This window comes from Enterobacter sp. UPMP701 (assembly GCF_053709515.1).
The window spans coordinates 844,027-867,842 of record NZ_JBSKJN010000001.1 but is presented as its reverse complement, the minus strand read 5'-3'; the positions used below and the strand labels follow the sequence as shown (position 1 = coordinate 867,842).

The 23,816-nt window shown below is 55.5% G+C and carries 21 protein-coding genes; 15 read left to right on the top strand and 6 right to left on the bottom strand.

Features of this window, described 5'->3' with window-relative positions; genetic code table 11:
* The first annotated feature begins 26 nt into the window (after positions 1-26).
* From ACWKXT_RS04270 to ACWKXT_RS04235, 8 genes are all read left to right on the top strand, one after another.
* A complete protein-coding gene (locus tag ACWKXT_RS04270; protein ID WP_454531753.1) occupies positions 27-1,508 on the top strand; it encodes an alpha/beta hydrolase in 1,482 nt (493 codons plus the stop codon).
* Positions 1,509-1,603: 95 nt separating this feature from the next.
* Complete coding sequence (locus ACWKXT_RS04265; protein WP_454526766.1) at positions 1,604-2,815, top strand: diguanylate phosphodiesterase; 1,212 nt, start codon at positions 1,604-1,606, stop codon at positions 2,813-2,815.
* A gap of 89 nt (positions 2,816-2,904) precedes the next feature.
* Entirely contained in the window at positions 2,905-3,795 is an 891-nt protein-coding gene (locus ACWKXT_RS04260) for an aminoimidazole riboside kinase (RefSeq protein ID WP_454531752.1), read from the top strand.
* 173 nt (positions 3,796-3,968) lie between these two features.
* Positions 3,969-5,486, top strand: a complete 1,518-nt coding sequence (locus tag ACWKXT_RS04255; protein WP_454526772.1) for a carbohydrate porin — start codon at positions 3,969-3,971, stop codon at positions 5,484-5,486.
* A gap of 65 nt (positions 5,487-5,551) precedes the next feature.
* Complete coding sequence (locus ACWKXT_RS04250) at positions 5,552-6,922, top strand: sucrose-specific PTS transporter subunit IIBC (RefSeq protein WP_454531751.1); 1,371 nt, start codon at positions 5,552-5,554, stop codon at positions 6,920-6,922.
* Positions 6,922-8,328, top strand: coding sequence for a sucrose-6-phosphate hydrolase (locus ACWKXT_RS04245; protein ID WP_454531750.1), 1,407 nt, complete (start codon positions 6,922-6,924; stop codon positions 8,326-8,328). Before ACWKXT_RS04250 ends, ACWKXT_RS04245 begins: the two co-directional genes overlap by 1 nt.
* A 28-nt stretch (positions 8,329-8,356) precedes the next feature.
* Positions 8,357-9,364, top strand: a complete 1,008-nt coding sequence (locus ACWKXT_RS04240) for a LacI family DNA-binding transcriptional regulator (protein WP_454531749.1) — start codon at positions 8,357-8,359, stop codon at positions 9,362-9,364.
* A 98-nt stretch (positions 9,365-9,462) separates the two neighbouring features.
* The gene (locus ACWKXT_RS04235; RefSeq protein WP_454531748.1) at positions 9,463-11,013 is read left to right on the top strand and encodes a methyl-accepting chemotaxis protein; all 1,551 of its coding nucleotides are present in this window, start codon (positions 9,463-9,465) and stop codon (positions 11,011-11,013) included.
* Positions 11,014-11,150: 137 nt separating this feature from the next.
* On the opposite strand, the gene ACWKXT_RS04230 is transcribed toward ACWKXT_RS04235, so the two are convergent.
* Positions 11,151-12,347, bottom strand: coding sequence for a hypothetical protein (locus tag ACWKXT_RS04230; RefSeq protein ID WP_454531747.1), 1,197 nt, complete (start codon positions 12,345-12,347; stop codon positions 11,151-11,153).
* Between the two features lie 423 nt (positions 12,348-12,770).
* Here ACWKXT_RS04230 and ACWKXT_RS04225 point away from each other — a divergent pair, with 423 nt between their 5' ends.
* The 6 genes from ACWKXT_RS04225 (at position 12,771) to dsbG (ending at position 17,703) form a co-directional block, all read left to right on the top strand.
* Positions 12,771-13,190 carry a hypothetical protein gene (locus tag ACWKXT_RS04225; protein WP_193051611.1) on the top strand — a complete coding sequence of 140 codons (420 nt, stop codon included), beginning with the start codon at positions 12,771-12,773 and terminating at the stop codon, positions 13,188-13,190.
* A gap of 5 nt (positions 13,191-13,195) precedes the next feature.
* Positions 13,196-13,756, top strand: a complete 561-nt coding sequence (locus ACWKXT_RS04220) for an RNA polymerase sigma factor (protein ID WP_454531908.1) — start codon at positions 13,196-13,198, stop codon at positions 13,754-13,756.
* Between the two features lie 87 nt (positions 13,757-13,843).
* On the top strand, positions 13,844-14,212 hold the full coding sequence (locus tag ACWKXT_RS04215) for a hypothetical protein (RefSeq protein ID WP_454531746.1): 369 nt from the start codon (positions 13,844-13,846) through the stop codon (positions 14,210-14,212).
* 47 nt (positions 14,213-14,259) lie between these two features.
* Positions 14,260-16,284, top strand: coding sequence for a protein-disulfide reductase DsbD family protein (locus ACWKXT_RS04210; RefSeq protein WP_454531745.1), 2,025 nt, complete (start codon positions 14,260-14,262; stop codon positions 16,282-16,284).
* A gap of 7 nt (positions 16,285-16,291) precedes the next feature.
* Complete coding sequence (locus ACWKXT_RS04205) at positions 16,292-16,903, top strand: DsbA family protein (RefSeq protein WP_454531744.1); 612 nt, start codon at positions 16,292-16,294, stop codon at positions 16,901-16,903.
* A gap of 41 nt (positions 16,904-16,944) precedes the next feature.
* Entirely contained in the window at positions 16,945-17,703 is a 759-nt protein-coding gene (dsbG, locus tag ACWKXT_RS04200) for a thiol:disulfide interchange protein DsbG (protein WP_454531743.1), read from the top strand.
* Between the two features lie 40 nt (positions 17,704-17,743).
* Here dsbG and ACWKXT_RS04195 read toward each other — a convergent pair whose 3' ends face one another.
* Both ACWKXT_RS04195 and ACWKXT_RS04190 read right to left on the bottom strand, forming a co-directional pair.
* Positions 17,744-19,036 carry a glycoside hydrolase family 10 protein gene (locus ACWKXT_RS04195; protein ID WP_454531742.1) on the bottom strand — a complete coding sequence of 431 codons (1,293 nt, stop codon included), beginning with the start codon at positions 19,034-19,036 and terminating at the stop codon, positions 17,744-17,746.
* Between the two features lie 7 nt (positions 19,037-19,043).
* On the bottom strand, positions 19,044-19,331 hold the full coding sequence (locus ACWKXT_RS04190; RefSeq protein ID WP_218729115.1) for a VF530 family protein: 288 nt from the start codon (positions 19,329-19,331) through the stop codon (positions 19,044-19,046).
* A gap of 171 nt (positions 19,332-19,502) precedes the next feature.
* Between ACWKXT_RS04190 and ACWKXT_RS04185 the strand changes: the two genes are divergently transcribed.
* Complete coding sequence (locus tag ACWKXT_RS04185; protein ID WP_454531741.1) at positions 19,503-20,954, top strand: hypothetical protein; 1,452 nt, start codon at positions 19,503-19,505, stop codon at positions 20,952-20,954.
* Between the two features lie 16 nt (positions 20,955-20,970).
* Here ACWKXT_RS04185 and ACWKXT_RS04180 read toward each other — a convergent pair whose 3' ends face one another.
* From ACWKXT_RS04180 to ACWKXT_RS04170, 3 genes are all read right to left on the bottom strand, one after another.
* On the bottom strand, positions 20,971-21,888 hold the full coding sequence (locus ACWKXT_RS04180; RefSeq protein ID WP_454531740.1) for a LysR family transcriptional regulator: 918 nt from the start codon (positions 21,886-21,888) through the stop codon (positions 20,971-20,973).
* A gap of 1 nt (position 21,889) precedes the next feature.
* Positions 21,890-22,876 carry an MBL fold metallo-hydrolase gene (locus ACWKXT_RS04175; RefSeq protein WP_454526788.1) on the bottom strand — a complete coding sequence of 329 codons (987 nt, stop codon included), beginning with the start codon at positions 22,874-22,876 and terminating at the stop codon, positions 21,890-21,892.
* A 141-nt stretch (positions 22,877-23,017) separates the two neighbouring features.
* Positions 23,018-23,767, bottom strand: coding sequence for a 5'-nucleotidase, lipoprotein e(P4) family (locus ACWKXT_RS04170; RefSeq protein ID WP_454531739.1), 750 nt, complete (start codon positions 23,765-23,767; stop codon positions 23,018-23,020).
* Positions 23,768-23,816: the final 49 nt, after the last annotated feature.

Sequence of the window (23,816 nt, the reverse complement as noted above, 5' to 3'; positions counted from 1 at the left end):
ACTGAAAACATTAAAAGGATCACTGCATGGCGAATTTGCCCTGGCGAGTCAGCGCGCGCCTGATGGCGCTTGCAAAGCAAACAGGGATGGTCGTGGGGATCGTTCTGGTCGTCCTGCTGGCGGTACGGGTCTATCTGTCGCAGCAGGGGCCGGACCTGCACCTCTGGCATACCTGGCGGGCAGATGAGATGTCCGTGCGCGAACTGGATAACGCCGACTTTGCCGGGTATATCGCCCGGGAGAACGCCATTTTCGCCGACCTTGATAACGCGGTAACGGCGAAAACAGAGGGCGAGGAGCAAACGCCGCTAAACCGCTATTATCGCCAGAGCCTGGTCTGGCCGGGGCAGTTTACGCCCGATGCCAACCGTTCGTTTGTACTTATGCCTGCCGGAAAGCCCCGTGGCGCGGTGGTATTGCTGCACGGGCTGACGGACTCGCCTTACAGCGTCAGACGCCTTGCCGTGAACTATCAGCAGCATGGCTTTGTGGCCGTGGTTCCGCGCCTGCCCGGACACGGCACCGCGCCCGGCGCGTTGACGGACGTTGACTGGGAGATGTGGCTGGCGGCGACGCGCCTTGCCGTGCGGGAAGCCACGCGCCTGGCGGGGGATAACGTGCCGCTGCATCTGGTGGGCTACTCCAACGGCGGGGCGCTGGCGATGAAATATGCCCTCGATGCGCTGGATTCTCCGGCGCTGCGGCAACCGCAGCAGCTGATATTGCTGTCTCCGATGATCGGCGTGACGGCATTTGCGCGCTTTGCCGGTTTCGCCGGGCTACCGGCGCTGCTGCCGGCCTTCGCAAAAGCGGCGTGGCTGAATATCTCCCCGGAATATAACCCGTATAAATACAATTCGTTCCCGGTGAACGCCGCACGTCAGTCATGGCTGCTCACGAAGGCTCTGCAGGAGCAGATTGGCCGCGAGGCGCGTGAAAACCGGCTGGCGAATTTGCCGCCGGTACTGGCGTTTCAGTCGGTGATGGATTCTACCGTTAGCACCCGCGCGGTAGTGAGCGGCCTGTTTGACCAGCTTCCGGCAAACGGCAGCGAACTGGTGGTGTTTGACATCAACCAGGCGGCGAGTTTCCGTCCGCTGTTCAAGCCGACAGCGTGGACGGCAACCTCGGCGCTGCTGCCGGTTGCGCAGAGACGTTACGGTGTCACGATTGTCACCAATGCCAGCGAGCACAGTTTCTCGACGGTGGCGAAAATAACCCCGGCAGGCAGCACCCAGCAGACGGTCGTGCCGCTTGCGCAGGCCTGGCCGCAGGATGTCTATTCGCTGTCGCACGTTGCGGTGCCGTTCCCGCCGGATGACGATCTCTATGGCCGCGAGCCAGGCGTGAAAAACCGTTACGGCATCAGTCTGGGGACGATTGCGCTGTGGGGAGAGACGTCCGTATTGAGCGTCGGAAAAGAGGCGCTGATGCGGGTTACTTCGAATCCGTTTTACGACTATGTGCAGGAGAGTATTAACAGCCGGATCGGGGACGCGGAAAAGTAACGTTCCCTTGTGGTGTGAATATGTTAGGTCGCATTGATTAAGTATGTTAAATAATAGCTTTAAGGCACCTCTCTTTCTCATCGGAATCCATTTTTGTGCTGACGACTCTGATTTACCGAAGCCAGTTGAATTTATCCCGCCCCTCCACCGGGCTACGGGAGCTGGTGGAGCGCGCCAGAGGCCGTAACGCAAAACTGAACATTACCGGTGTACTCCTTGCTAAAGGGAGTGACGTTCTGCAAATCCTGGAAGGGTCGGAAGAGTGTGTGGTTAAGCTGTTCCATAAAATCCGTGATGATAAGCGGCACAGTGGAGTGGTGGAATTGATGCGGGATTACGGCCCGCGCAGACGCTTCGAAAACGTCGGGATGCTACTGTTCGATCTGCAGACGCAGTCGCCGAAAGAGGTGCTGCAGTCGGTCCTGCATTACAGCAAGCTGGAAAGCTATCTCACCTCCGACGATCGGGTGTTCAAATTTATCCAGACGTTTATCACAGGCAAACGTCCGGCCTTGTCGGGCGCGCGCTACGTCCCTGAAAAATGGACGCTGTCACCCGAGGCGTTACCCTTTGGCGAACGTCTGGGGCTGATGGCCAACCAAACCTGTCAGTTCGCGCTCCAGCCCATCGTTGAGCCGTCGGAAGGGAAGATCAGTTCGCTGGAGGCCCTAATTCGAGGCAATGACGGCGGCAGCCCGGAGCATTTCTTCAGTACCCTCGACCCGGACAAAATCTACGAAGTCGATCTCCAGACGAAAGCGTATGCCTTTGCGCTGGCCGAAAAGCTGGGGATTGGCAGCCATAAAATTGCGGTCAATCTGCTGCCGATGTCGCTGGTGAATGTCCCCGGTGCAGTGGAATTTCTGGTCGATCAGATTAAGCAACATGGGCTTCAGCCGGAGCAAGTGGTCATTGAAGTCACCGAAAACGAGATGATATCCGGGTTCAACCAGTTCAATAGCGCCATTAAACAGCTTCGCGGTGAGGGGGTGGATCTGGCGATTGATGATTTTGGTTCCGGCTATGCAGGGCTTTCGCTGCTGACCCGCTTCCAGCCGGACAAAATTAAGATCGACCGGGAGATTGTCAGCGATATCCACCTCAGCGGCCCGAAGCAGGCAATTGTGCGCTCCATCATCAGCTGTTGCTCAGACCTCGAAATTACCCTGGTCGCAGAGGGTATCGAGAAAATAGAGGAGTGGTGTTGGCTCGAATCGGCCGGGATCCGCCGTTTCCAGGGCTTTTTGTTTGCACGTCCGCAGCTTAACGGCGTCGGTGATATCCACTGGCCGCATCTGGTGCGTTAAGTCAATTTTCCTTCCCCGTTATTTCCCCTTTGTCCTGCCTGTGCTTAAATAGCTAAAACGGTTTAACGTTGTTTAGCTAAGAGGAACACATGGAAAAAATCTGGGTACTTGGCGATGCGGTGGTCGATTTACTGCCTGATGGTGATGGGCGATTACTGCAGTGCCCCGGCGGCGCACCGGCCAACGTTGCGGTGGGCATTGCCCGGCTGGGGGGCAAAAGCGCGTTTATCGGCAGAGTTGGCGACGATCCCTTCGGGCGGTTTATGGCGAAAACGCTCGCTGACGAGCGGGTCGACGTAAAGCATATGCGCCTTGACCCGACGCACCGCACGTCGACGGTGGTGGTCGATCTGGACGATCACGGCGAACGCTCGTTTACCTTTATGGTGCGTCCGAGCGCCGATCTGTTTCTGGAAAACGCCGATCTTCCGACCTTCAGCGCGGGCGAGTGGCTGCACGTCTGTTCCATCGCGTTAAGCGCAGAGCCGAGCCGTTCCGCGACGTTTGAGGCGATGGCCGCCATGCGCGAGGCGGGCGGCTACGTCAGCTTCGACCCCAATATTCGCCCGGACCTCTGGCCGGATGAAAACGTACTGCGCCGCTGCCTGGAGCAGGCTCTGCAAAGCGCCGACGTAGTAAAACTCTCCGTTGAGGAACTGGCGTTTTTAACCGGAGATACGCAGGTGGAGGCCGGTCTGAATGCGCTTATGCACTGCTGTCCGGCCCGCCTGGTGCTGGTGACGCAGGGTAAAGAGGGGGTCATTGCCTGGCATGAAGGTAGCGTGAAGCACTATCCTGCAACCCCTGTGAAATGCGTAGATACCACCGGCGCGGGCGATGCCTTCGTCGCCGGACTGCTCTACGGCCTGGCTGCCGGGCAGGACCTGACGCCGGTCATCGCGCTTGCCCAGCGCTGCGGCGCACTAGCCACCACGGCCAAAGGGGCGATGACCGCCTTGCCCTGGCAGCACGAACTGTAATTCCTGTCATCCCTGGCCGCCATTCGGCGGCCTGAATTGTCGCCTCGATCACACTTACTAAAACGGTTTAGCAAAAAAGATTGCCGATCCAAAATTCAGAGGTTTAGTATCAGCAGCCTAAACCGGTTTAGCAATTTAGCACGTTCGATTAATACTTTTAGGGATGCGACAAAATGTATAAAAAACGCAGACTTGCCGTGATGATAGGCATGCTGGCCGGCAGTACCTCTGTTTTTGCCCAAACGGATATGACAAGTATCGAAGCGCGCCTTGCCGCGATGGAGCAGCGCCTTCAGGCTGCTGAAGCACGTGCGCAGGTCGCGGAGAAACGCGCCACCGAAGCCGAACAAAAAACGCAGCAACTGGTTGCCGCGCAGCAGCAGACGCAAACTACAACCCAGGAGGTGGCGCAGCGCACCACCGCGCTGGAGAAAAAAGCGGATCAGAGCAGCGGGTTTGAGTTCCACGGCTACGCCCGTTCCGGCCTGCTGATGAACGACGCGGCCTCCAGCAGCAAAAGCGGCCCGTATCTGACGCCAGCCGGAGAAACCGGCGGTGCGGTAGGGCGTCTGGGTAACGAAGCCGATACCTACGTTGAGCTGAACCTGGAGCACAAACAAACCCTGGATAACGGGGCGACCACACGCTTCAAGGCGATGCTGGCCGACGGTCAGCGAACCTATAACGACTGGTCAGCCGATACCAGCGATCTCAATATTCGCCAGGCCTTTGCGGAGCTGGGCAATCTGCCTGATTTTACCGGCGCGCTGAAGGGCAGTACCTTCTGGGCGGGTAAACGCTTTGACCGCGACAACTTTGACATTCACTGGCTGGATTCCGACGTGGTGTTCCTCGCCGGTACCGGCGGCGGCGTCTATGACGTGAAGTGGAACGATTCGCTGCGCAGCAACTTCTCTATCTACGGCCGCAACTTCGGCAGTGTGGAGCAGACGGACAATAACGTTCAGAACTATATCCTCAGCATGAACCATTTCGCCGGGCCGTTACAGGTAATGGTCAGCGGTCTGCGGGCGAAGGATAACGACGACCGTAAAGACGCCAACGGAGATCTCATCAAAACCGACGCGGCCAATAACGGCGTTCATGCTCTGGTTGGGTTGCACAACGAGAGCTTCTACGGCCTGCGCGAAGGGAGTGCCAAAACGGCGCTGCTGTACGGTCACGGGCTGGGTGCGGAAGTGAAAAGCATCGGCTCCGACGGCGCGCTGCTGTCTGAGGCGGATACCTGGCGCTTCGCAAGTTACGGTGTCACGCCAATCGGTGGTGGCTGGAGCGTTGCGCCTGCCGTGCTGGCGCAGAGCAGTAAAGATCGCTACGTCAAGGGCGACAGCTATGAGTGGGTGACGCTCAACACCCGCCTGATTAAAGAGGTAACACAGAACTTCGCCCTGGCGTTTGAGGGAAGCTATCAGTACATGGATTTAAATCCGGAAGGCTATAAGGATCGCAACGCCGTCAACGGCAGTTTCTACAAGCTGACCTTTGCGCCAACGTTAAAAGCGAGCAAAATCGGCGATTTCTTCAGCCGCCCGGAGCTGCGCCTGTTTGCCACCTGGATGGACTGGAGCAGCAAACTGGATAATTACGCCAGCGATGATGCCTTTGGCAGCAGCGGCTTCAACGCCGGCGGGGAATGGAACTTTGGGGTCCAGATGGAAACCTGGTTTTAACCCATCACGCTCCCGCCCGGCGGGGGCGTTTCGCACATCATAAAAAAAGTCAGGCAGAGGTATCTATGGATGTTAATCAAATCGCCCGCGAGCTTATTCCGCTGCTCGGTGGCAAGGAAAATATCGCCAGCGCCGCGCACTGCGCTACGCGTCTTCGTCTGGTGCTGGTTGATGACGCGCTTGCCGATCAGCAGGCTATCGGTAAGGTCGAGGGTGTAAAAGGCTGTTTTCGTAACGCCGGGCAGATGCAGGTGATTTTCGGTACGGGCGTGGTGAATAAAGTTTACGCCGCGTTTATTCAGGCTGCGGGGATCAGCGAGTCCAGCAAGTCTGAAGCCGCGAACCTGGCGGCGCGCAAGCTGAACCCGTTCCAGCGCATTGCGCGTCTGCTCTCCAATATTTTTGTGCCGATCATTCCCGCCATTGTGGCGTCCGGCTTGCTGATGGGCCTCCTCGGGATGGTGAAAACCTACGGCTGGGTCAATGCGGATAATGCGCTCTACATCATGCTGGATATGTGCAGTTCCGCGGCGTTTATCATTCTGCCTATCCTGATCGGCTTTACCGCCGCGCGGGAATTTGGCGGTAACCCGTATCTGGGCGCGACGCTGGGCGGCATTCTGACCCACCCGGCGCTGACCAACGCCTGGGGCGTGGCCTCCGGCTTCCACACCATGAACTTCTTCGGTCTTGAGATCGCGATGATTGGCTATCAGGGCACGGTATTCCCGGTGCTGCTGGCCGTCTGGTTTATGAGCATCGTGGAGAAAAACCTGCGCCGCGCGATCCCGGACGCGCTGGATCTGATTTTAACGCCGTTCCTCACCGTCGTTATCTCCGGTTTTATCGCCTTGCTGGTTATCGGCCCGGCAGGGCGCGCGCTGGGCGACGGCATCTCCTTTATCCTGAGCACGCTGATTGAACACGCGGGCTGGCTGGCCGGGCTGCTGTTTGGCGGGCTGTATTCAGTGATTGTGATCACCGGCATCCACCACAGCTTCCACGCCATCGAGGCCGGGCTGCTGGGTAACCCGTCGATTGGTGTTAACTTCCTGCTGCCTATCTGGGCCATGGCGAACGTGGCGCAGGGCGGTGCCTGTCTGGCGGTGTGGTTTAAAACTAAAGACGCGAAAATCAAAGCCATTACCTTACCGTCGGCGTTTTCTGCGATGCTGGGCATCACCGAAGCGGCCATTTTTGGTATCAATCTGCGCTTCGTGAAGCCGTTTATCGCGGCGCTGATCGGCGGCGCGGCGGGCGGGGCCTGGGTGGTGTCAGTGCATGTCTACATGACCGCCGTCGGGCTGACCGCTATTCCGGGCATGGCTATCGTGCAGGCCAGCTCGCTCCTTAACTATATTATCGGCATGGTGATTGCCTTCGGCGTGGCGTTTACCGTCTCGCTGCTGCTGAAATATAAAACGGACTCTGAATAATGACACAACTTTCCCGCTGGCCTGCGATCCTGCAGGCCGTTATGAAAGGTCAGCCGCGGGCGCTGGCGGATAGCCACTACCCTCAGTGGCACCCCGCGCCGGTGACGGGGCTGATGAACGACCCGAACGGGTTTATCTGGTTTGCTGGCCGCTACCATCTGTTCTATCAGTGGAACCCGCTGGACTGCGAGCATCGCTTTAAATGCTGGGGGCACTGGAGCTCTGCGGATCTGGCGCACTGGCAGCATGAGCCGCTGGCGCTGATGCCCGACGAAGAGTATGACCGCAACGGCTGCTACTCCGGTAGCGCCGTGGATAACCAGGGCGTACTGACTCTGTGCTACACCGGCAACGTTAAGTTTGATGACGGCAGCCGCACCGCCTGGCAGTGCCTGGCGGTTGAACAAGCGGACGGAACCTTTAAGAAGCTGGGGCCGGTGCTGGCGCTGCCGGAAGGCTACACTGGCCACGTGCGCGACCCGAAGGTGTGGCAGCACGACGGGATATGGTACATGGTGCTTGGCGCGCAGGATGTGCAAAAGCGCGGCAAGGTGCTGCTGTTTAAGTCAGCCGATTTGCATGCCTGGGAACCCTGCGGGGAAATCGCCGGTCATGGGATCAACGGCCTGACGGAGGCAGGGTATATGTGGGAGTGTCCGGACTTGTTCGCGCTCGACGGAACGCACGTCTTGATCAGCTGTCCGCAGGGGCTGGCGCGCGAACCGCATCGCTACCTCAATACCTATCCGGCCACCTGGATGAGCGGGGCGTTTGACTATGCAACCGCCGCATTCGATCACGGTGAGCTGCACGAGCTGGACGCGGGCTTTGAGTTTTACGCCCCGCAAACCACCCTGGCGGAAGATGGGCGCCGCATTCTGATCGGCTGGATGGGCGTACCGGACGGGGAAGAGATGCTTCAGCCAACCCGGGCGCACGGCTGGATGCACCAGATGACCTGCCCGCGAGAATTGCGCTTCCGCGACGGCAGGCTCTGGCAGACCCCGGCGCGCGAGCTGGCGGCGCTGCGTGAAGATGAGCAGCACTGGCAGGGACGCGCCAGCGAGGCGCCAGACCTGGATGCGACGCGCCTGGAGTTTGAGCTGGGCGCATCGCAGGTGAATGTCGATTTTGCCGACGCGCTGCGCCTCACGGTCGATGAGCAGGGTATACGCCTTGAACGCGCGAGCCTGAAAACCGGTGAAACATTGACCCGCTACTGGCAGGGTGATGTCCGTCATTTACGCGTTCTGTGCGACCGCTCCAGCGTTGAAATTTTCATCAATCACGGCGAAGGGGTAATGAGCAGCCGCTATTTTCCTGACCATCCGGCCCGGGTGCGATTCGAAGGTGCGTCCGACATCACATTACGCTACTGGTCGCTGCGCGCCTGCATGATAGAATGAGGGTTTTGGCAGCCGGATCTAAGTCGTTGTGAGAAAAACAAAACGCGTCACCATTAAAGACATCGCGGAGCTGGCGGGTGTGTCAAAAGCCACCGCCAGCCTGGTCCTGAACGGGCGCAGCAAAGAGCTTCGCGTGGCGGAAGAGACGCGCGAGCGCGTGCTGGCGATTGCCAAAGAGCATCACTATCAGCCGAGCATTCACGCTCGGTCGCTGCGCGATAACCGCAGCCATACTATTGGACTTGTCGTCCCGGAAATCACAAACTACGGTTTTGCCGTTTTTTCTCACGAGCTGGAAACGCTGTGCCGCGAGGCGGGCGTTCAGCTGCTGATCTCCTGTAGCGATGAAAACCCGGGGCAGGAGACGGTTGTGGTGAACAACATGGTGGCGCGTCAGGTGGACGGGCTGATTGTGGCCTCCAGCATGTTGAACGATGCGGACTACCTTAAGCTCAGCGAGCAACTGCCCGTGGTGCTTTTTGACCGGCATATGAACGACAGCGCGCTGCCGCTGGTGATCACCGATTCCATTACTCCAACGACGGAACTGGTGGCCGACATTGCGCGCCAGCATCCGGATGAATTCTATTTTCTGGGTGGCCAGCCGCGACTTTCTCCGACGCGCGACCGTCTGGACGGGTTTAAGCAAGGTCTGCAAGAGGCGGGCGTAGAGCTTCGCCCGGAGTGGATCATTCACGGCAACTATCACCCGAGCTCCGGATACGAGATGTTTGCTGAACTTTGTGCGCGTCTGGGCCGTCCGCCAAAAGCCCTGTTCACCGCCGCCTGCGGGCTGCTGGAAGGGGTATTGCGCTATATGGGCCAGCACAACCTGTTGCAAAGCGATATCAGATTAGCCAGCTTTGACGATCACTATCTCTACGATTCGCTGACGATCCCGGTGGATACCATTCGTCAGGATAACCGTCAGCTTGCGTGGCACTGCTTTGATTTGATTAGCAAATTGATCGAGGGGGAGAGCCCGGAACCGTTGCAACGCAAGCTGGCTGCCACCCTGCAACGGCGCTATAAGTGAGCAATATAGCCCGGACCGATACATCAATAACTTTAATTAATTTAAGTTTTGGAAGCGCCGATAACCATAAGGAATAATTCTCCTTGAGGTATTGGTTTATGTCGTTGAAAAAGTCGTCCCTGATTGTCCTGTTCTCGCTGCTTTTCTTCTTTGTTGTCAGCATCGTCACCAGCGTTGGCCTCATCATTAAAAGTAATAACTCGCTGGATAATGTGAACAAAGAAATCCAGGTAGTGCTGTCCATTATTGACCCCATCAACCACAGCCGTACGCTGCGCGTGCGGGTGATGGAGTACGTGAAGATGGTGGAAGCGGGCAACTCGACAGACGAGTCTGCAAAGCTAACCGCAGTGAAAGAGGCGCTAACCAAAGCGGACAATGCCTTTGCGGCCTTTATGGCTTCGCCGCGTTTGCCGGATGAAGCGCCGCTGGTGAGTGCCTATCAGGACGCCTGGCAAAACTACCGCAACCAGGGGCTGGCACCACTAATCGATGCCGCTGCGGCGCACGATGTCGCCAAATTTAACACCCTGATCCCGGAAGTTTCCCGCCTCGACCGCCAGTACGAAATCGTGCTCGACCAGGTCCTTTCGGTCCACCAAAAATACGCCAAAAGCCTGAACGAGGATGCGCGCAGTAATTTCGTCTCCGGCCTGGTGATGATAGCCGTTATTGCCTGCCTGTTTGTGGTGGTGATTGTGGCCGTCAGCATTTTCATGAAGCGCTTTGTCTTCGCGCCGGTCAATCTGGCGCGCGAGCACTGCGGCCAGATAGCGGCGGGCAAGCTGGACATTCCGGTGCCGGTGAAGGGGAGTTCACATAACGAAATCGACCACCTGATGGGCTCAATGGAGCAGATGCGTCAGGCACTGCTTGCCACCATCGCCCAGGTGCGCGATGCGAGCCATACCGTAACGCACGCGGCGCAGGAGATAGCCTCCGGAAATATCGACCTGGCGTCACGTACCGAGCAGCAGGCTTCCGCGTTGACCCAGACGGCGGCCAGCATGGAAGAGCTGAGCGCGACGGTGGCGAATAACACCGATAATGTATTCCAGGCCGGAAAACTGGTGCAGGACGCGGTGAATAATGCCCATACCGGCGAAGCGGTGACACGCGAAGTCATTGACACGATGAACACCATCGCGGCGAACTCGAAGCGTATCGAAGACATTACCAGCGTGATTAACAGCATCGCTTTCCAGACCAACATTCTGGCGCTGAACGCGGCGGTTGAAGCGGCGCGCGCCGGTACGCAGGGACGCGGCTTTGCGGTCGTTGCCAGTGAAGTGCGCACCCTCGCGCAGAAAAGCGCGGTGGCGGCTAAGGACATCGAGAGCCTGATCGCGCAGTCGGTTTCCAGTGTGAAAAACGGCGCGGAGTTGGTGAATCGTTCCGGTGAGGTGATTGATTCGATTATTTCGTCGGTGAACAAAGTGAATACGCTGATGGAGCAGATCTCCGTCGCCTCTGAAGAGCAGAGCCGCGGGATTAGCCAGGTCGGGCAGGCAGTGACCGAAATGGATGGCGTGACCCAGCAGAACGCCGCGCTGGTGCAGCAGTCCGCGGCGGCAGCGGCCTCGCTGGAGGAGCAGGCGCAGCAGCTTTCGCGGAGTATTTCGAGTTTTAGGTTGCCGGTGCAGGCTTGATTGTATGAGGGGGCTCCGCAGGGAGCCTTTTTAATGTCTGGCATCACAGGAAAGGGCGTGCCAGAGGAGGCTTCACGGTTTACTACTGGTCGACCATTTCCCAATGCTACAGTCGCAACTCTAACCGCATTTTATTTTTAAAAGTCATTGTAAGTATCAACAAATGGCTTTAGTTTTGAAGTTATAAATTGATTCGGTTTCCAACCAGTACTAAGTCTATCTAATATAAAACTATCGAAAGCCGATACTACCAGACCAGTTGTTGGGCCAATTAATCCTGCGCCGGTGCTTACGATGTAGCGAATTATTTTCCCATATCCACTGCCAAGCCATCCTGTCTTAGCTATATCTTCAAGATAATTAGATAGTAAGTTTTTATCAGGTGAACTCCCCTTAAGCCAAACTTTAAACTTTTTGGCTTGTGAAAGTAATTCTAAAAACTCCTCAAAAGTTCTTTCTTTGCTATTTATGATAGAGGATATATTGGGACAGTCCTTTAATAGGATTTCATTAAAAATGCTAAGTTCATTTCTATTTTTGTTTGTTCTGGATAGTATTTGTTTGTTTTTATATTGTATGATTTTTGAATTTGTGTTTGATGTATGGAAATCACCACCGTAATGAGCAGCAAGTATAAGGGCATATGAAGCGCTCAATATTCCAGCCGCTATGCTTGCTGAATTTGTTTCACCCATTTCAGATATCTTGGCTGCATTAAGTTTGTTAATTTTATCAAAATCTATATTTGTAGAGATTTGGAAGGCATCTCCACTTGGATGTATTTTGTAGAAATAATCATTAGATAAGGATTCTGTAGATAGCAAATCAGCAGTTATTAAGCGCGCAGCAGAGGATACAAAGTCATCATCATTTAAATCTTCACGTGCTGCTGATATAATCCCGCCTTTAATAAAATGATCACTGGAAAGTTTTTTCACTGTTACGTGGTTTTTGAACCTTTCAACAAAGTTATCAGACTCATTTTTGCTATAACCTTGGCGTGAAACCATGTTCGCTAATCTTTTTTTCCAGCTTTTCAATTCACCATCGGTTTCACTGCCGGAAAAGTACGCACTTATTAAAGAGTACTGCCTTCCATTATAAGTATCCTCACCATAAACACCAACAAACTCTTCAATAAATGTGGTTTTAACATCAGGTAGCGATATAAGTTTAATTACATTATGGTGACCAATTTCTCTTATAAGATTAAGAACGGTTGATGTGTCCATTACAATATGAATATTTTGATAGAATAATAATGTCTCGGCAATCTCACCAATCGTCAATGCCGGTCCATCTATTGAGCGGTTTAGCACTATTGAGTCAAACATACAAATTTTTCCGGTTGATTTTATGTTGAATGTGACATTTTAAACATCTGTAACTCTGTTCGCAAGTGTGGGGTTGAAATTTCATGTCAACCTACTTTTAATATGAGGATTGATTTTGTTGCTCTAATATATTTGAATACTGTTGTTTGAGTTGTTATCAAACTCGAATGCATCTAGTGAGATACTCATCGGATGAATTCTCTCACTATAGATAAGCTACATTCGTTGTAAAAAATAATGCACGTTCCTTAACCCCATCTGCATCTGCATCTGCATCTGCAACATCAAGATGTACATCGATCTCAGCGAGGGAAGAGTTGCGTCATCACGCAAAAATTTTCATTCACCCCAGCAATATTTCCCTCCCTCATCCGTCTACTTCATCACAAGCCATAATCAGTTACTGCACACGAGGTAAACACCATGAGAGATTTTGAACTGCACGGCAGAGGTCACGGGCGCGGATTTGGTCGCCACCGTATGGGCAAGGGATTAATCATCGGCGCGGTGATTTTCATCGCGCTCGGCCTGCTGGTGATGTCCCTGTGGAATGCCTTGCTCCCCGCGATCCTGGGCGTGAAGGCCATCGGATTCTGGCAGGCGCTGGGGATTCTGGTGCTGAGCCGCATTCTGTTTGGCGGGTTAGGTTTCCGCCCGGGGATGTTTGGCGCGCACCGCCGGATGCACGAGCGCTGGATGAACATGACGCCCGAGCAGCGCGAGGCGTTTATTCAGCAGCGTCGCGAAGGCTTTGGTCGTCACGGTCGCGGTCACTGCGGCTGGCATGGCCATCGTGACGATAAGCGCGATGACGCCGCGCCCAAAACCCCGGAAGCAGAGTGAGCGAAATGAAAGCCGGGGAGGCGGGCGGATCCATGCTGATGTCGGCGCTCAACGCCTGCCGCGCCCGGCTGAAAGCCTTCATTCGCGGACGAACGTCCGTTAGCGATGATGCCGACGACATTTTGCAGGAAGTCACGTATCAGCTGATGAAAGTGGAGCAGCCGGTCGAAAACGTCGCGGCCTGGCTGTTCCGCGCAGCGCGTAACGAGATGACCGACCGGGCGCGTAAAAAGCGCGAGGTGTCGCTCTCCGGCTATTTTACAGTCGAAGATGAAGAGGGTTTCCCGGAGGACGAGCTGGCCGAAACCCTGTTCGGCGTACCGCAAACGCCGGAAGAGGAGTATCTCAAAACGCTGCTGTGGGAAGAACTGGGGCAGGCGCTGTCTGAACTGCCGCCGCCGCAGCGCGAGGTATTCGAAAAGACCGAGTTGCATGGCTACAGCATAAAAATGCTGGCAGAGGAGACGGGCGCCAGCGAGCAGGCGCTGTTATCCCGCAAGCACAAGGCGGTGCTGTTTCTGCGCACGCGGCTGCGTGATATCTACGACGCGCTGACGGGCGAATAGCGGCGACAGACAAAACCTTACACTTCCGGCACTTGTAGATTCATCACTATCGTTTATGATCGGGGCGTCTTGTTACTCTGGAATATTATGCGCAACCGTCAGCTCCTCGGAAAATGGCTTTTGATCATCACCTGTCTCGCGATGGCGCTTTGCCTCGTGCAGCGTGCGGTGTATCTCAACCATTTTTTACAGGGACTCGATCCGCAGATTTCACTGAGTGCAGATGCCCCAACGCAAAGCAGCTCCGAGCAGTCCGGGCCATCACCCTGCCAGCTTGGCGCCCAGTCGCTTCTTTGTGCCCAGCCGCTGTTCTTCGACGGCGCGCTACCGGCCATTATTATCTTCTTCGCGCTGCTGCAGCTGTTTACGCAAGGGCGGGCATTCGCTCCCGCGGAACAGCCCGTTCAGGCACCAGCTCCCCGAATACATCTTAAAAACTGCGTTTTCCGTGAATGAAATCATCGTCACCACACGATAATTTTTCACTGTTCACGGAGTAAAACATGGTTAACCTCTTCAGGGGATTCGTCTTCCTGTGGCTGGCCTGCATCGGCATTGTCCATGCGGCAGACACTGGCTGGCTGGTCTCCCCACAAAACGATCACGCCCGCATCCGCTTCCAGGCGGAAAGGGAACAAACGCACATTAAAGGCCTGCTCACCGTTGAGCTGAAGCCCGGCTGGAAAACCTACTGGCGATCGCCGGGCGAGGGCGGCGTGGCCCCGAAAATCAGTTGGCCGGAAGGCGTAACGGACAGCTGGTCATGGCCGGTGCCGTCGCGCTTCGATATCTCCGGCATGACTACGCAGGGGTATCACGATAAGGTCACGATTCCGATCATTCTCGACGGGGTGAAGGGCGACACGCTGGACGGGACGCTCACGCTCTCCACGTGCAGTAACGTCTGCCTGCTGACGGACTATCCGCTGCATCTCGATTTTAACCAGCCGGTGGATGAGGGCTTCCAGGCCGCCTTCGAGCAAGCGATGCGCGCTGTTCCGGGCACGTCGGGCGTATCCACGGATCTGTCCGCCTGGCTCTCTGGCGACAAGCTGGTAATTACCGGCACCACGGACGGGAAGTGGAACAATCCGGGGATCTACTTTGACCCGCTGGAGGGTGACATTCTGCCCGGCGAGCCGGTCATTAAACACGACGGCAACACGCTTCGGGTGACGGTACCCGTGACCGACGAATGGGGCGATAAACCCGCCTCGCTGGAAGGCAAGAGGCTGTCGTTTGTGCTGACCAATGGCGGTCACGCGCAGCAAACCACCATGACCGTCCAGGCGGCGCCCGTAAAGTCTTCCGCGCCGGGCGGAACGGGCAAAATGGTGCTTTTTGCCCTGCTGGGCGGGCTTATCCTGAACCTGATGCCCTGCGTGCTGCCGGTCATGGGGATGAAGCTTAACAGCATCCTGCAGGCGGGATCGGACAGGCGCGCCATCAGGCTGCGTTTCCTGGCCACCAGCGCCGGTATCCTCACCTCCTTTATGCTGCTGGCCGCGATGGTGACCGCGCTTAAGCTGACCGGGGCGTCGCTGGGGTGGGGCATTCAGTTTCAGAACCCGTGGTTTATCGGCCTGATGGTCGCCGTCACCTTCCTGTTTGCGCTGAACCTGTTTGGGGCGTTTGAGATGCTTCTGCCATCTGCCGCCGCCGGGCGGCTGGCAACGGCAGGGGGCACAGGGCCTGGCGGCAGCTTCTGCGAAGGGATGTTCGCCACGCTGCTGGCAACGCCGTGCTCCGCGCCGTTCCTCGGTACGGCGGTTGCCTTTGCCCTTGGCGCGCCGCTGTACTCCCTGTGGCTTATCTTCCTGATGCTCGGCGTGGGCATGAGCCTGCCGTGGCTGTTTGTTGCCCTGGTGCCGAAAACGGCCATGATGCTGCCAAAACCCGGCCGCTGGATGAACACGCTCAAAACGATCCTGGGCCTGATGATGCTGGCCTCCAGCCTCTGGCTGGTCACGCTGCTGAGCCTGCATTTGGGCGAAGCGCTCAGCCAGATCGTGATGCTGGTGCTGATCGTTATCGCGCTGGCGCTGTTCGCGAAGAAGGGGCAAACATCTTCGCCGTTATTCTGGATCGTGATGATCGCGCTGTCGGCGTTTGGCGGGTATCAACTGCGCGGGTTGCTTAATTCACCGTCTGACGCCACCACGCAAAGCGTCGCGCAGACCATTCCGTGGCAGCCGCTCAGCGAGGAGGCCATCGGGGAGGCGCTGGCGCAGGGGAAACGGGTGTTTGTGGATATCTCCGCGGACTGGTGCGTGACCTGCAAAGTTAACGAGCACCGGGTACTGAATCAGCCGGACATTATTGCCGCGCTGAGCCAGCCGGACGTGGTGGCCCTGCGCGGAGACTGGAGCCAGCCCTCAGCGTTTATTGCTGACTTTCTGGCGAAGCGAAATCGTTACGCCATTCCGTTTAATGCGGTGTATGGCCCCGGCACGCCGGAAGGGGAAATGCTCTCGCCGCTGCTGGACAAGCGCACCCTGGTCACCACCCTGAATAACGCAAAAGGCTAAAAGCATTATGAAAAAATTCTTTATCACGCTTATGCTCCTGCTGGCCTCTGCTCAGGTGATGGCTGCCCAGCCGCTGACGCCGGACCAGGAGCAGCGCGCGCAGAAGATGATCGCGGATTTCCTGTTTAACGATCCGAATTCCCCGCGCATCGGCGCGAAAAACCCAAAACTTACCCTGGTGGTGTTTACCGACTACAACTGCCCGTACTGTAAGAAATTCGATCCGTACCTGGAGAAGATCGTCGAAAAACATCCGGATGTGGCGGTGGTCTTTAAGTTTTTGCCTTTCCGCTCGGAAAGTTCTCTGACCGCAGCGCGTGACGCCTTAACCGTCTGGCGCGCGCATCCTGAGCAGTTTATGAAGTTTAACCATACCCTGATGGCAAAAAAGGGATACCACGATGACGCCAGCATTCAGGAGGCGCAGAAGCGGGCAGGCGTCAGCGTCACGACGCCGGACGAGGAGAGCATGATGACGATCAAACGCAGCCTGATCGTGGCGGAAAAAATGGGCATTCAGGGCACGCCCGCCACGCTTATCGGTGAAGGTCTGCTGCCCGGCTGGGTGCCTTTTGAACAGTTCGACGAAATCGTCAGTGACGCACTGAAAAATCGCTAACCTGAAGGGGGCGGAATGCCCCCGACAAACCGGAGAGGGAAATGAAAAAATTATTGTTACTTTCGGCGCTGGTGACCTCAGGGCTGGCCCAGGCCGCTGATACCATACCGGATGTGGTAAAGCAGTTCAGCGAGCAGCAGCAGATCAAAATCATTAAAAAACTGGATGCCCCCGGCGGCGCACCGGCCTGGCTGGGGCAATATCAGGATATGGGCGTGACGCTGTTTTTAACGCCGGACGGCAAGCACGTTATTTCGGGCTATCTGTACGATGACAAAGGAAAAAACCTCAGCGAAGGCTATTTTCAGAAAGAGATCTACGCTCCGATGGGACGCGAGATGTGGAAGAACCTCAACGCGTCGCATGCCCTGAAGGAAGGGGCAGATAATGCCCCGCGTAAGGTCTTTGTCTTCGCCGATCCGTTCTGCCCGTACTGCAAGCAGTTCTGGGCCGAAGCGCAGCCGTGGGTGAAGGCCGGCAAGGTTCAGCTCAATACGCTACTGGTGGCGTTTCTTAACCCCAACAGTGGACGTAACGCCTCCGCGATCCTGAATGCGAAGGATCCGGTTTCGGCCTGGCGCGAATACGAGCTTTCTGGCGGAAAAAAATTACCGAAGCCTGAAGGGGACGCCTCCCGCGAAACGGTCGGGATCCTGCAGAAACATCAGGCGCTGATGGACAGCCTGGGCGCTAACGCCACCCCGGCCATTTACTATCTGAATGCGGAAAACGAGCTGCAGCAGGTGGTCGGAATGCCGGACGCGCAGCAGCTTGAGGCGATGTTCGGGCCGAAGCCGTAAAAAATCGGGCAGAAACGCCCCGTTTCTGCCCGATCTTCACTCAGCTACCCCAGCGTCCTTTGAGGTAGTTCACCGCCTGCTGGGTCTGCGGCTGGTTGAGATAATCTTCCCGGAACAGGATGGTGCCATTCACGTTGGGCAGCGAATCGTTAAGGTCGAGCTGTTTTTTCAGTTCCGGCACGCCGCCCTGAACCGTCCAGTCCGGCTCATTTTTCGACGGCTCACCCACCTTGTAGAACGCAATGCCGATATACAGGCGGGTGTGGGTCGGCTTGACGACGTCGGCCCACCATCTGGTCAGCACGTCATAGCGCGCCGCATCACGGGCGAAGGGCCAGTATATCTGCGGGGCAATGTAGTCCAGCAGGCCCTGCTGCACCCACTGGCGCGTATCGGCGTAGGATTCATCGTAGGCCGCGGCGCCGCGCGTGTCCGAACCCGCAGGGTCAAAGGAGCGGTTTCGCCACACGCCCGCCGGGCTGACGCCAAACTCTACACCAAGCCTGGTTTGCTTGATCGCGCGGGACACCTGCACGATCAGCTGCTGCGTATTGTGTCTGCGCCAGTCGGCCTTTGAGGCAAATCCCTGGCCGTACTGCCGCCAGGTTTGCGCGTCATTGAGCGCGGATCCCGGCGATTCAGCGTAAAAGTAATCATCAAACTGCACGCCGTCTACCGGATAGTTCGCCACCACTTCGGTCACTACTTTGGTTATCCAGTCGCGCACGTCGGGAATGCCCGGGTCGAGAACAAAACGATCGCCGGAGACGCGCACCCATTCCGGATGCTGGACATAAACGCTGGACGGGGTCAGATATGAGGTCCGGTTCAGGGCGGCGATGGTTGACGGCTTGGTATTGGTCGACACGCGATAAGGGTTGAACCAGGCATGGACTTTCATGCCGCGCTTGTGCGCTTCATCCAGCATAAACTGCAGCGGGTCGTAACCCGGATATTCGCCAATATTGCCCGTCAGCATATCCGACCACGGTAAAATCTTTGATGACCAGAGCGCGGTGCTGTCCGGCTTCACCTGGAAAAATACGGTGTTAATGCCGAGGCGCTTAAGGTTGTCGAGCTTGCTGATCAGCGCCTGTTTCTGCATCGCGATGCGCTGGTCGGCGCTGCGGCCATTCACCGAGGCCACTGGCGGCCAGTCGAGACGAGAGACAGTCGCCAGCCAGATCCCGCGCATCGGCTCGTTTGCCTGCTGCGTCGGTTTGCTCGCGGTGGGAAGAGGGGTAACCAGTGATTTAGGTGGTTTTGAGGAGCAGTTTACAAGTAAAAGTGCGCAGGCAGCCAGCGCACCGATCCGTTTTACGTGTCGCGTCATTTGCGTATTAGCTCTTAAGAATCCGACTGTTAGCCCAGGGATTAAAGGCGGGCGCCGCCTGCTCTGTATTTACCTCATCGGTGAGGGAATCCAGATACAGGGCTTCAACTTCCGCGCGCGCCCACGGGGTGCGGCGCAGAAACTTCAGGCTCGATTTAACGCTGGGGTCTTTTCTGAAACAGTTAATTTTGATTCGGTCACCCAACTCGCTCCAGCCGTATCGCGCCACCAGGGCGTTGACCATCATCTCCAGCGTTACGCCATGTAAAGGATCTTTGGAAATGTGTGCAGTCATAGGCGTCCAGATGTCTCAATGTTTGTGGGGGTGGGTTTATCGGTGAAAGGGTACAAGAAAGCAGGGGAAGCGGCAACAAACCTACCTTATTTGAGCGTCATGAATTTTATCCAGAACGGTATAATAACGCTGGCTCAATAGCCTACAATTTGCGTTCAGGGAAAAATGATAATGAATGAAAATGGGAACGTCTTTACCTGGCTTGAGGTTTCGGCACAGTCCTTGATTACAAGGGAAAACGAAAAAAAAGAAATTGATGCGATAAAAGCAAGCAATGAGAAAGAAGGGATTACCAAAATAGTTCATTACCCGTCTTATGAGAAGGTTTGCGTTTCTTATACCCCAAAGGATGGCATGACGAATCCTGAAGAAAAACTTATCGCTGAAACACGATTATATGCAACGCCAGGCGCACTGGAATGTGGATACTCGCAGTGTATAGACTGGACGGGTGAAGCTATTTTAAATGAAAACATTTATAAGTCGATTGGCTTGTATACCTGTGCCAGATTAAAGCTTGCAGGCTCATGTGTTGTGATCAGTAAAAACAAAGCATTTAAAATGCGAAAATTTTACCAGTGTATCGAAGCCTCCGAAAAATCAACGATATCATTTATCCTCGGCGGTTTTTTCTGTTATCAATCTGCAATGTATTGGTTGAATTCAAGAAGTGAGCAGATCAAATATTTTATTCATGCTGGACTGGTAAAGAAAGCGTCTCTGCAGTTTTACCCGGATAAGGGCAAGAAAAAAATGCCTGATTATCTTATTGAGACTAAGGCAGGTATATGGCATGTTTTCGAAAGTAAGGGTGGAGAACATACATCGCGATGGCAGAGGATAGAAGAGGGGGTCGCACAATTAGACAGCGTCACTCATATTGTCCGTAAAGGTGGAAAGCCAGAAAAGATCATCACCTTCGTATGTTCACACACGTCGATAGATGCCGGTAATGAGATCTCCATCAACGTTGTTGATCCTGTCCCGGACCATGCACAACCCCTAATTATCAATCCCGATGTTTGCATCCTTCTCTCAAAACTCACGTTAATCAGCCTTTACGATACCCTGTCCGCCATTGAAACAAGCCGTAAATATGAGATTGAAGGAATGGATGACTGGGTATTTGTACATGCGCCAGAATATGATGACGTTCAGTTTGGTATCCCCAAAATGTACCTGGAGTTCAAGGATGAGATAAAATCCAGCCTTGGGATCTATCTTGCGCTGAAAGAGGTGATTGATCTTAAGCTTGTTGAGAATAGTGAAACAGGTTATTTCAAAGAGGGTCTGGTAAAATTCTCTGAGTTATTTCCTTCCCGAACAGAACTACGCAATGTTATTAAGAGAGTAAAACCTACGCTGGAACAGTACAGGAAAATAACTGAAAATAATTATGGCCATTTTTTAAAAAGCCTGGCGGACTCCCTCGCGCTTCAGCCTCTGGCGGAAATCATTCTCCTGGAAGAATACCTGTTAGCCGACACCTTACCGGACTCAATAAAGAAACATCTTTCTCCATGGGGTGGACTGACGCGTACGGCGCCACTGCCGGGTTATGATGATCCCTGGGCTACGCCGAAAAATAAGTCTTCAAACAGACCAAAGAAACCCCGCCTGTAACGACGGATCGTAGAGGTCATAATCGCTCCTGACCTCCGGCGGCCTGCAGCAGTTGCTCACGCAGCCAGACGCTCGCCGGATCCTGACTGTTTTTCGGGTGCCAGTACATATACAGGGTAATCGGCTGAAGCGGCAGCGGCGGCGGGAACATATCCAGCGTCGCCGCAAACTGTCGCAACATCCGTCCCGGCAGGGTACACACCAGGTCGGTGCTGGCAACCAGCGCAGGCGCCATAGCGTAGCTTTGGGTAGACATTACCACATTACGCTGATGGCCGAGCCCGGCCAGGGTTTGATCGACAAAGCCGGTAAACGGATCGCCTTCCGATGACACCACCAGATGAGAAAGGGCGCAATAGCTTTCCAGATCCAGCGGACCTGTCCCGCGCGGGTGATCTTTACGCTGGGCGGTGGCAAACGCGTCGTCGAGCAGTTTGCGCCTGACCCAGCCGTCATGCGCCCCCGCGCTCACGCCGATGTAAATATCCACGTCACCGTGTTCCAGCTGTTGCGGCAGCTTGCCCATCTCAGGCAGGGCGAAGCGCAGACGAATGCCCGGCGCATCAGCGCTTATCTGGTTTAGCAGTTCGCTGCCCAGCATCAGCGCCGGGTTTTCATGCAGCGCGATAACAAACGTCCGGCTGCTGGTTTGCGCGTTAAACGTGGTGGGAACGAACATCGCGCGAATGCCGCGCAGCACGCTTTCAACCTGTGGCTTCAGTGCCTCCGCTCTCGGCGTGGGTAACACCCCACGTCCATGTGGGGAGGGAATAAACAGCGGTTCGCCAAAGAGTACGCGCAGACGCGCCAGGCGGGCGGACAGCGCGGGCTGGCTGATGCCCAGCCGCGTGGCCGCATGAGTGATGTTCCTGTCCTGAAGCAGGGCGTCCAGCGCCAGGAGCAGGTCGATGTCCATGTCAGAGGAGGGCGTCATCTTATTTCGCGCTGCTGGCGTCCCGGTTGGTATAGGTGACAGGTACCCAGGCATAGCCGCCTTTCTCTCCTTTTGTCACATACCCGATGCCCGGGAAAGGCAGATGCGGCGCGGCAACCAGGTCTTTGTTTTTCACAAAATCAGTGAACGCATGCTCGCGTACCCGGGCGGCGCCGTCCTGATCCTGATCGTAGGCAATCGTGACCTCAGGCTGCGGAAACTGTACCGCCGCAACATGGATAACGTCGCCAATAAAGATGATTTTCTCGCCCTTACTTTCAAGCGTATAGAAGGCTGAACCCGGCGTATGGCCTGGATGAACCGTGCCGGTAATGCCCGGAATAAGCTCTGCTGTGCCGCTAAAAGGCGTCACTCTACCGGCATCAAGGTAAGGCTTTAAGGTCTTCTGTGCGACGTCAAAGTAGTTCTGGTCGTAGCCGGTTTTCTTCTGATTTTCTTCGTTAAAGAAAAAGTCGACGTCCGGCTTGCCGAGGTAAACGCGCGCGTTGCTGAACACCGCCTTGCCGTCTTTCACCAGTCCACCCGCATGGTCGGAATGGGCGTGGGTCAACAGAACGTCGGTAATGTCCTCGGGTTTAATTCCCTGGGTGGCGAGGCTCTCAATCAGACGTCCGCCGTTTCCGGGGCCAAAGAGCTGGCCTGATCCCGTATCCACCAGAATTTTATGTCCGGGCATCGCAATCAGGAACGCGTTGATGGACACCTCTGCCGGGTTGGTCTGAAAATTTTTCGCTAGCAGCGCATCAATTTTTTGCGACGTTGTCCGGCGCAGTAGCTTATGCAGATCCTGCGCGACGGTCCCGTCGGTAAACGAGGTGACCAGAACGTCTCCGACCTGAACGCTGTATCCGCCCGCCGGTTGTTTAACGACGTGTTGAGGCGTCTCTGCCGACGCCTGCAGCGCAGGGTAGAAAAGCAATGAACTGGAAATCAGCGTGGACAGGGCAAGTTTTTTCACGGTAAGCATACGAGTCTCCTTTGAAAGCGCTCATCTTACTTCTTCGTAAAATTATAAGAACCTGCCCGGAAATGATAGGACCTATAAACGGGATAAATAGCAAAGCGCAAAAGCCGGGGGGAGGTGGAACCTTTCCCGGCCCGTAAAACGTTATTTTTTCAGCGGTGCGCTCCAGCTGTCCGGCGTGGCTTTAGACCAGGAGCCATAAGCGGCATTAGGCAGCACAATCCAGTCGTTACCGAAGTGTTCCGTGCTGGCCTCAACCAGTTCGCGCTGCTGCTCACTCGGCTTTTTGTTTTTAAACTGCACGGCGAAATCCGCCAGGCTGTCGCCAAACAGCATCACGATCTGCAGTTTTTTGAGGATGCTCTGGCGACGCTCTTCCTTGCTGACCGTATCCAGAAGCACGCTTTCATCGGAGACCTGCGGAAGTCCGAGGGCGTTTAACGTTCTGAGCGTGTCGGCTTTATTTTCCTGCATGCGGTCCGAGACATAATAGATACGGACCTTGCTTTGATTCACATGGTCCAGAAACGCCTTCGCTCCCGGAATTAAGCCGGGTTTTCCCTGTTTTTCCCAGTCGCTCCAGGTGTCCCATTTTGTGTAGTCGTGACACTGCTCCGTGTCACGCACCAGCAGAGGAGTGTTATCCAGTACCGTTTCATCCAGATCCATTACCACGGCGTAATTTTCAGGCGTTTTCAGATCTTTTAACTTTTCGTTGAAACGCTCGGTGGCAAACCGATATGTCTGCAGCTGAAGAGCCATGATCTCTGCTGATTTCTGCTGATAGTGCAGCGCCATTTCGTACGCTTTGGGTTCACACAGGTCGCCCCCGGCGGCCGTCGCCGCTGCCGTTGCACTCAAAACAGGTAATGCCAGCAGTAATGCCTTAGCCATTGAATTCACACTTCTTTCCTCAACACCGTGGTTAAAATTCCGAAAGCGT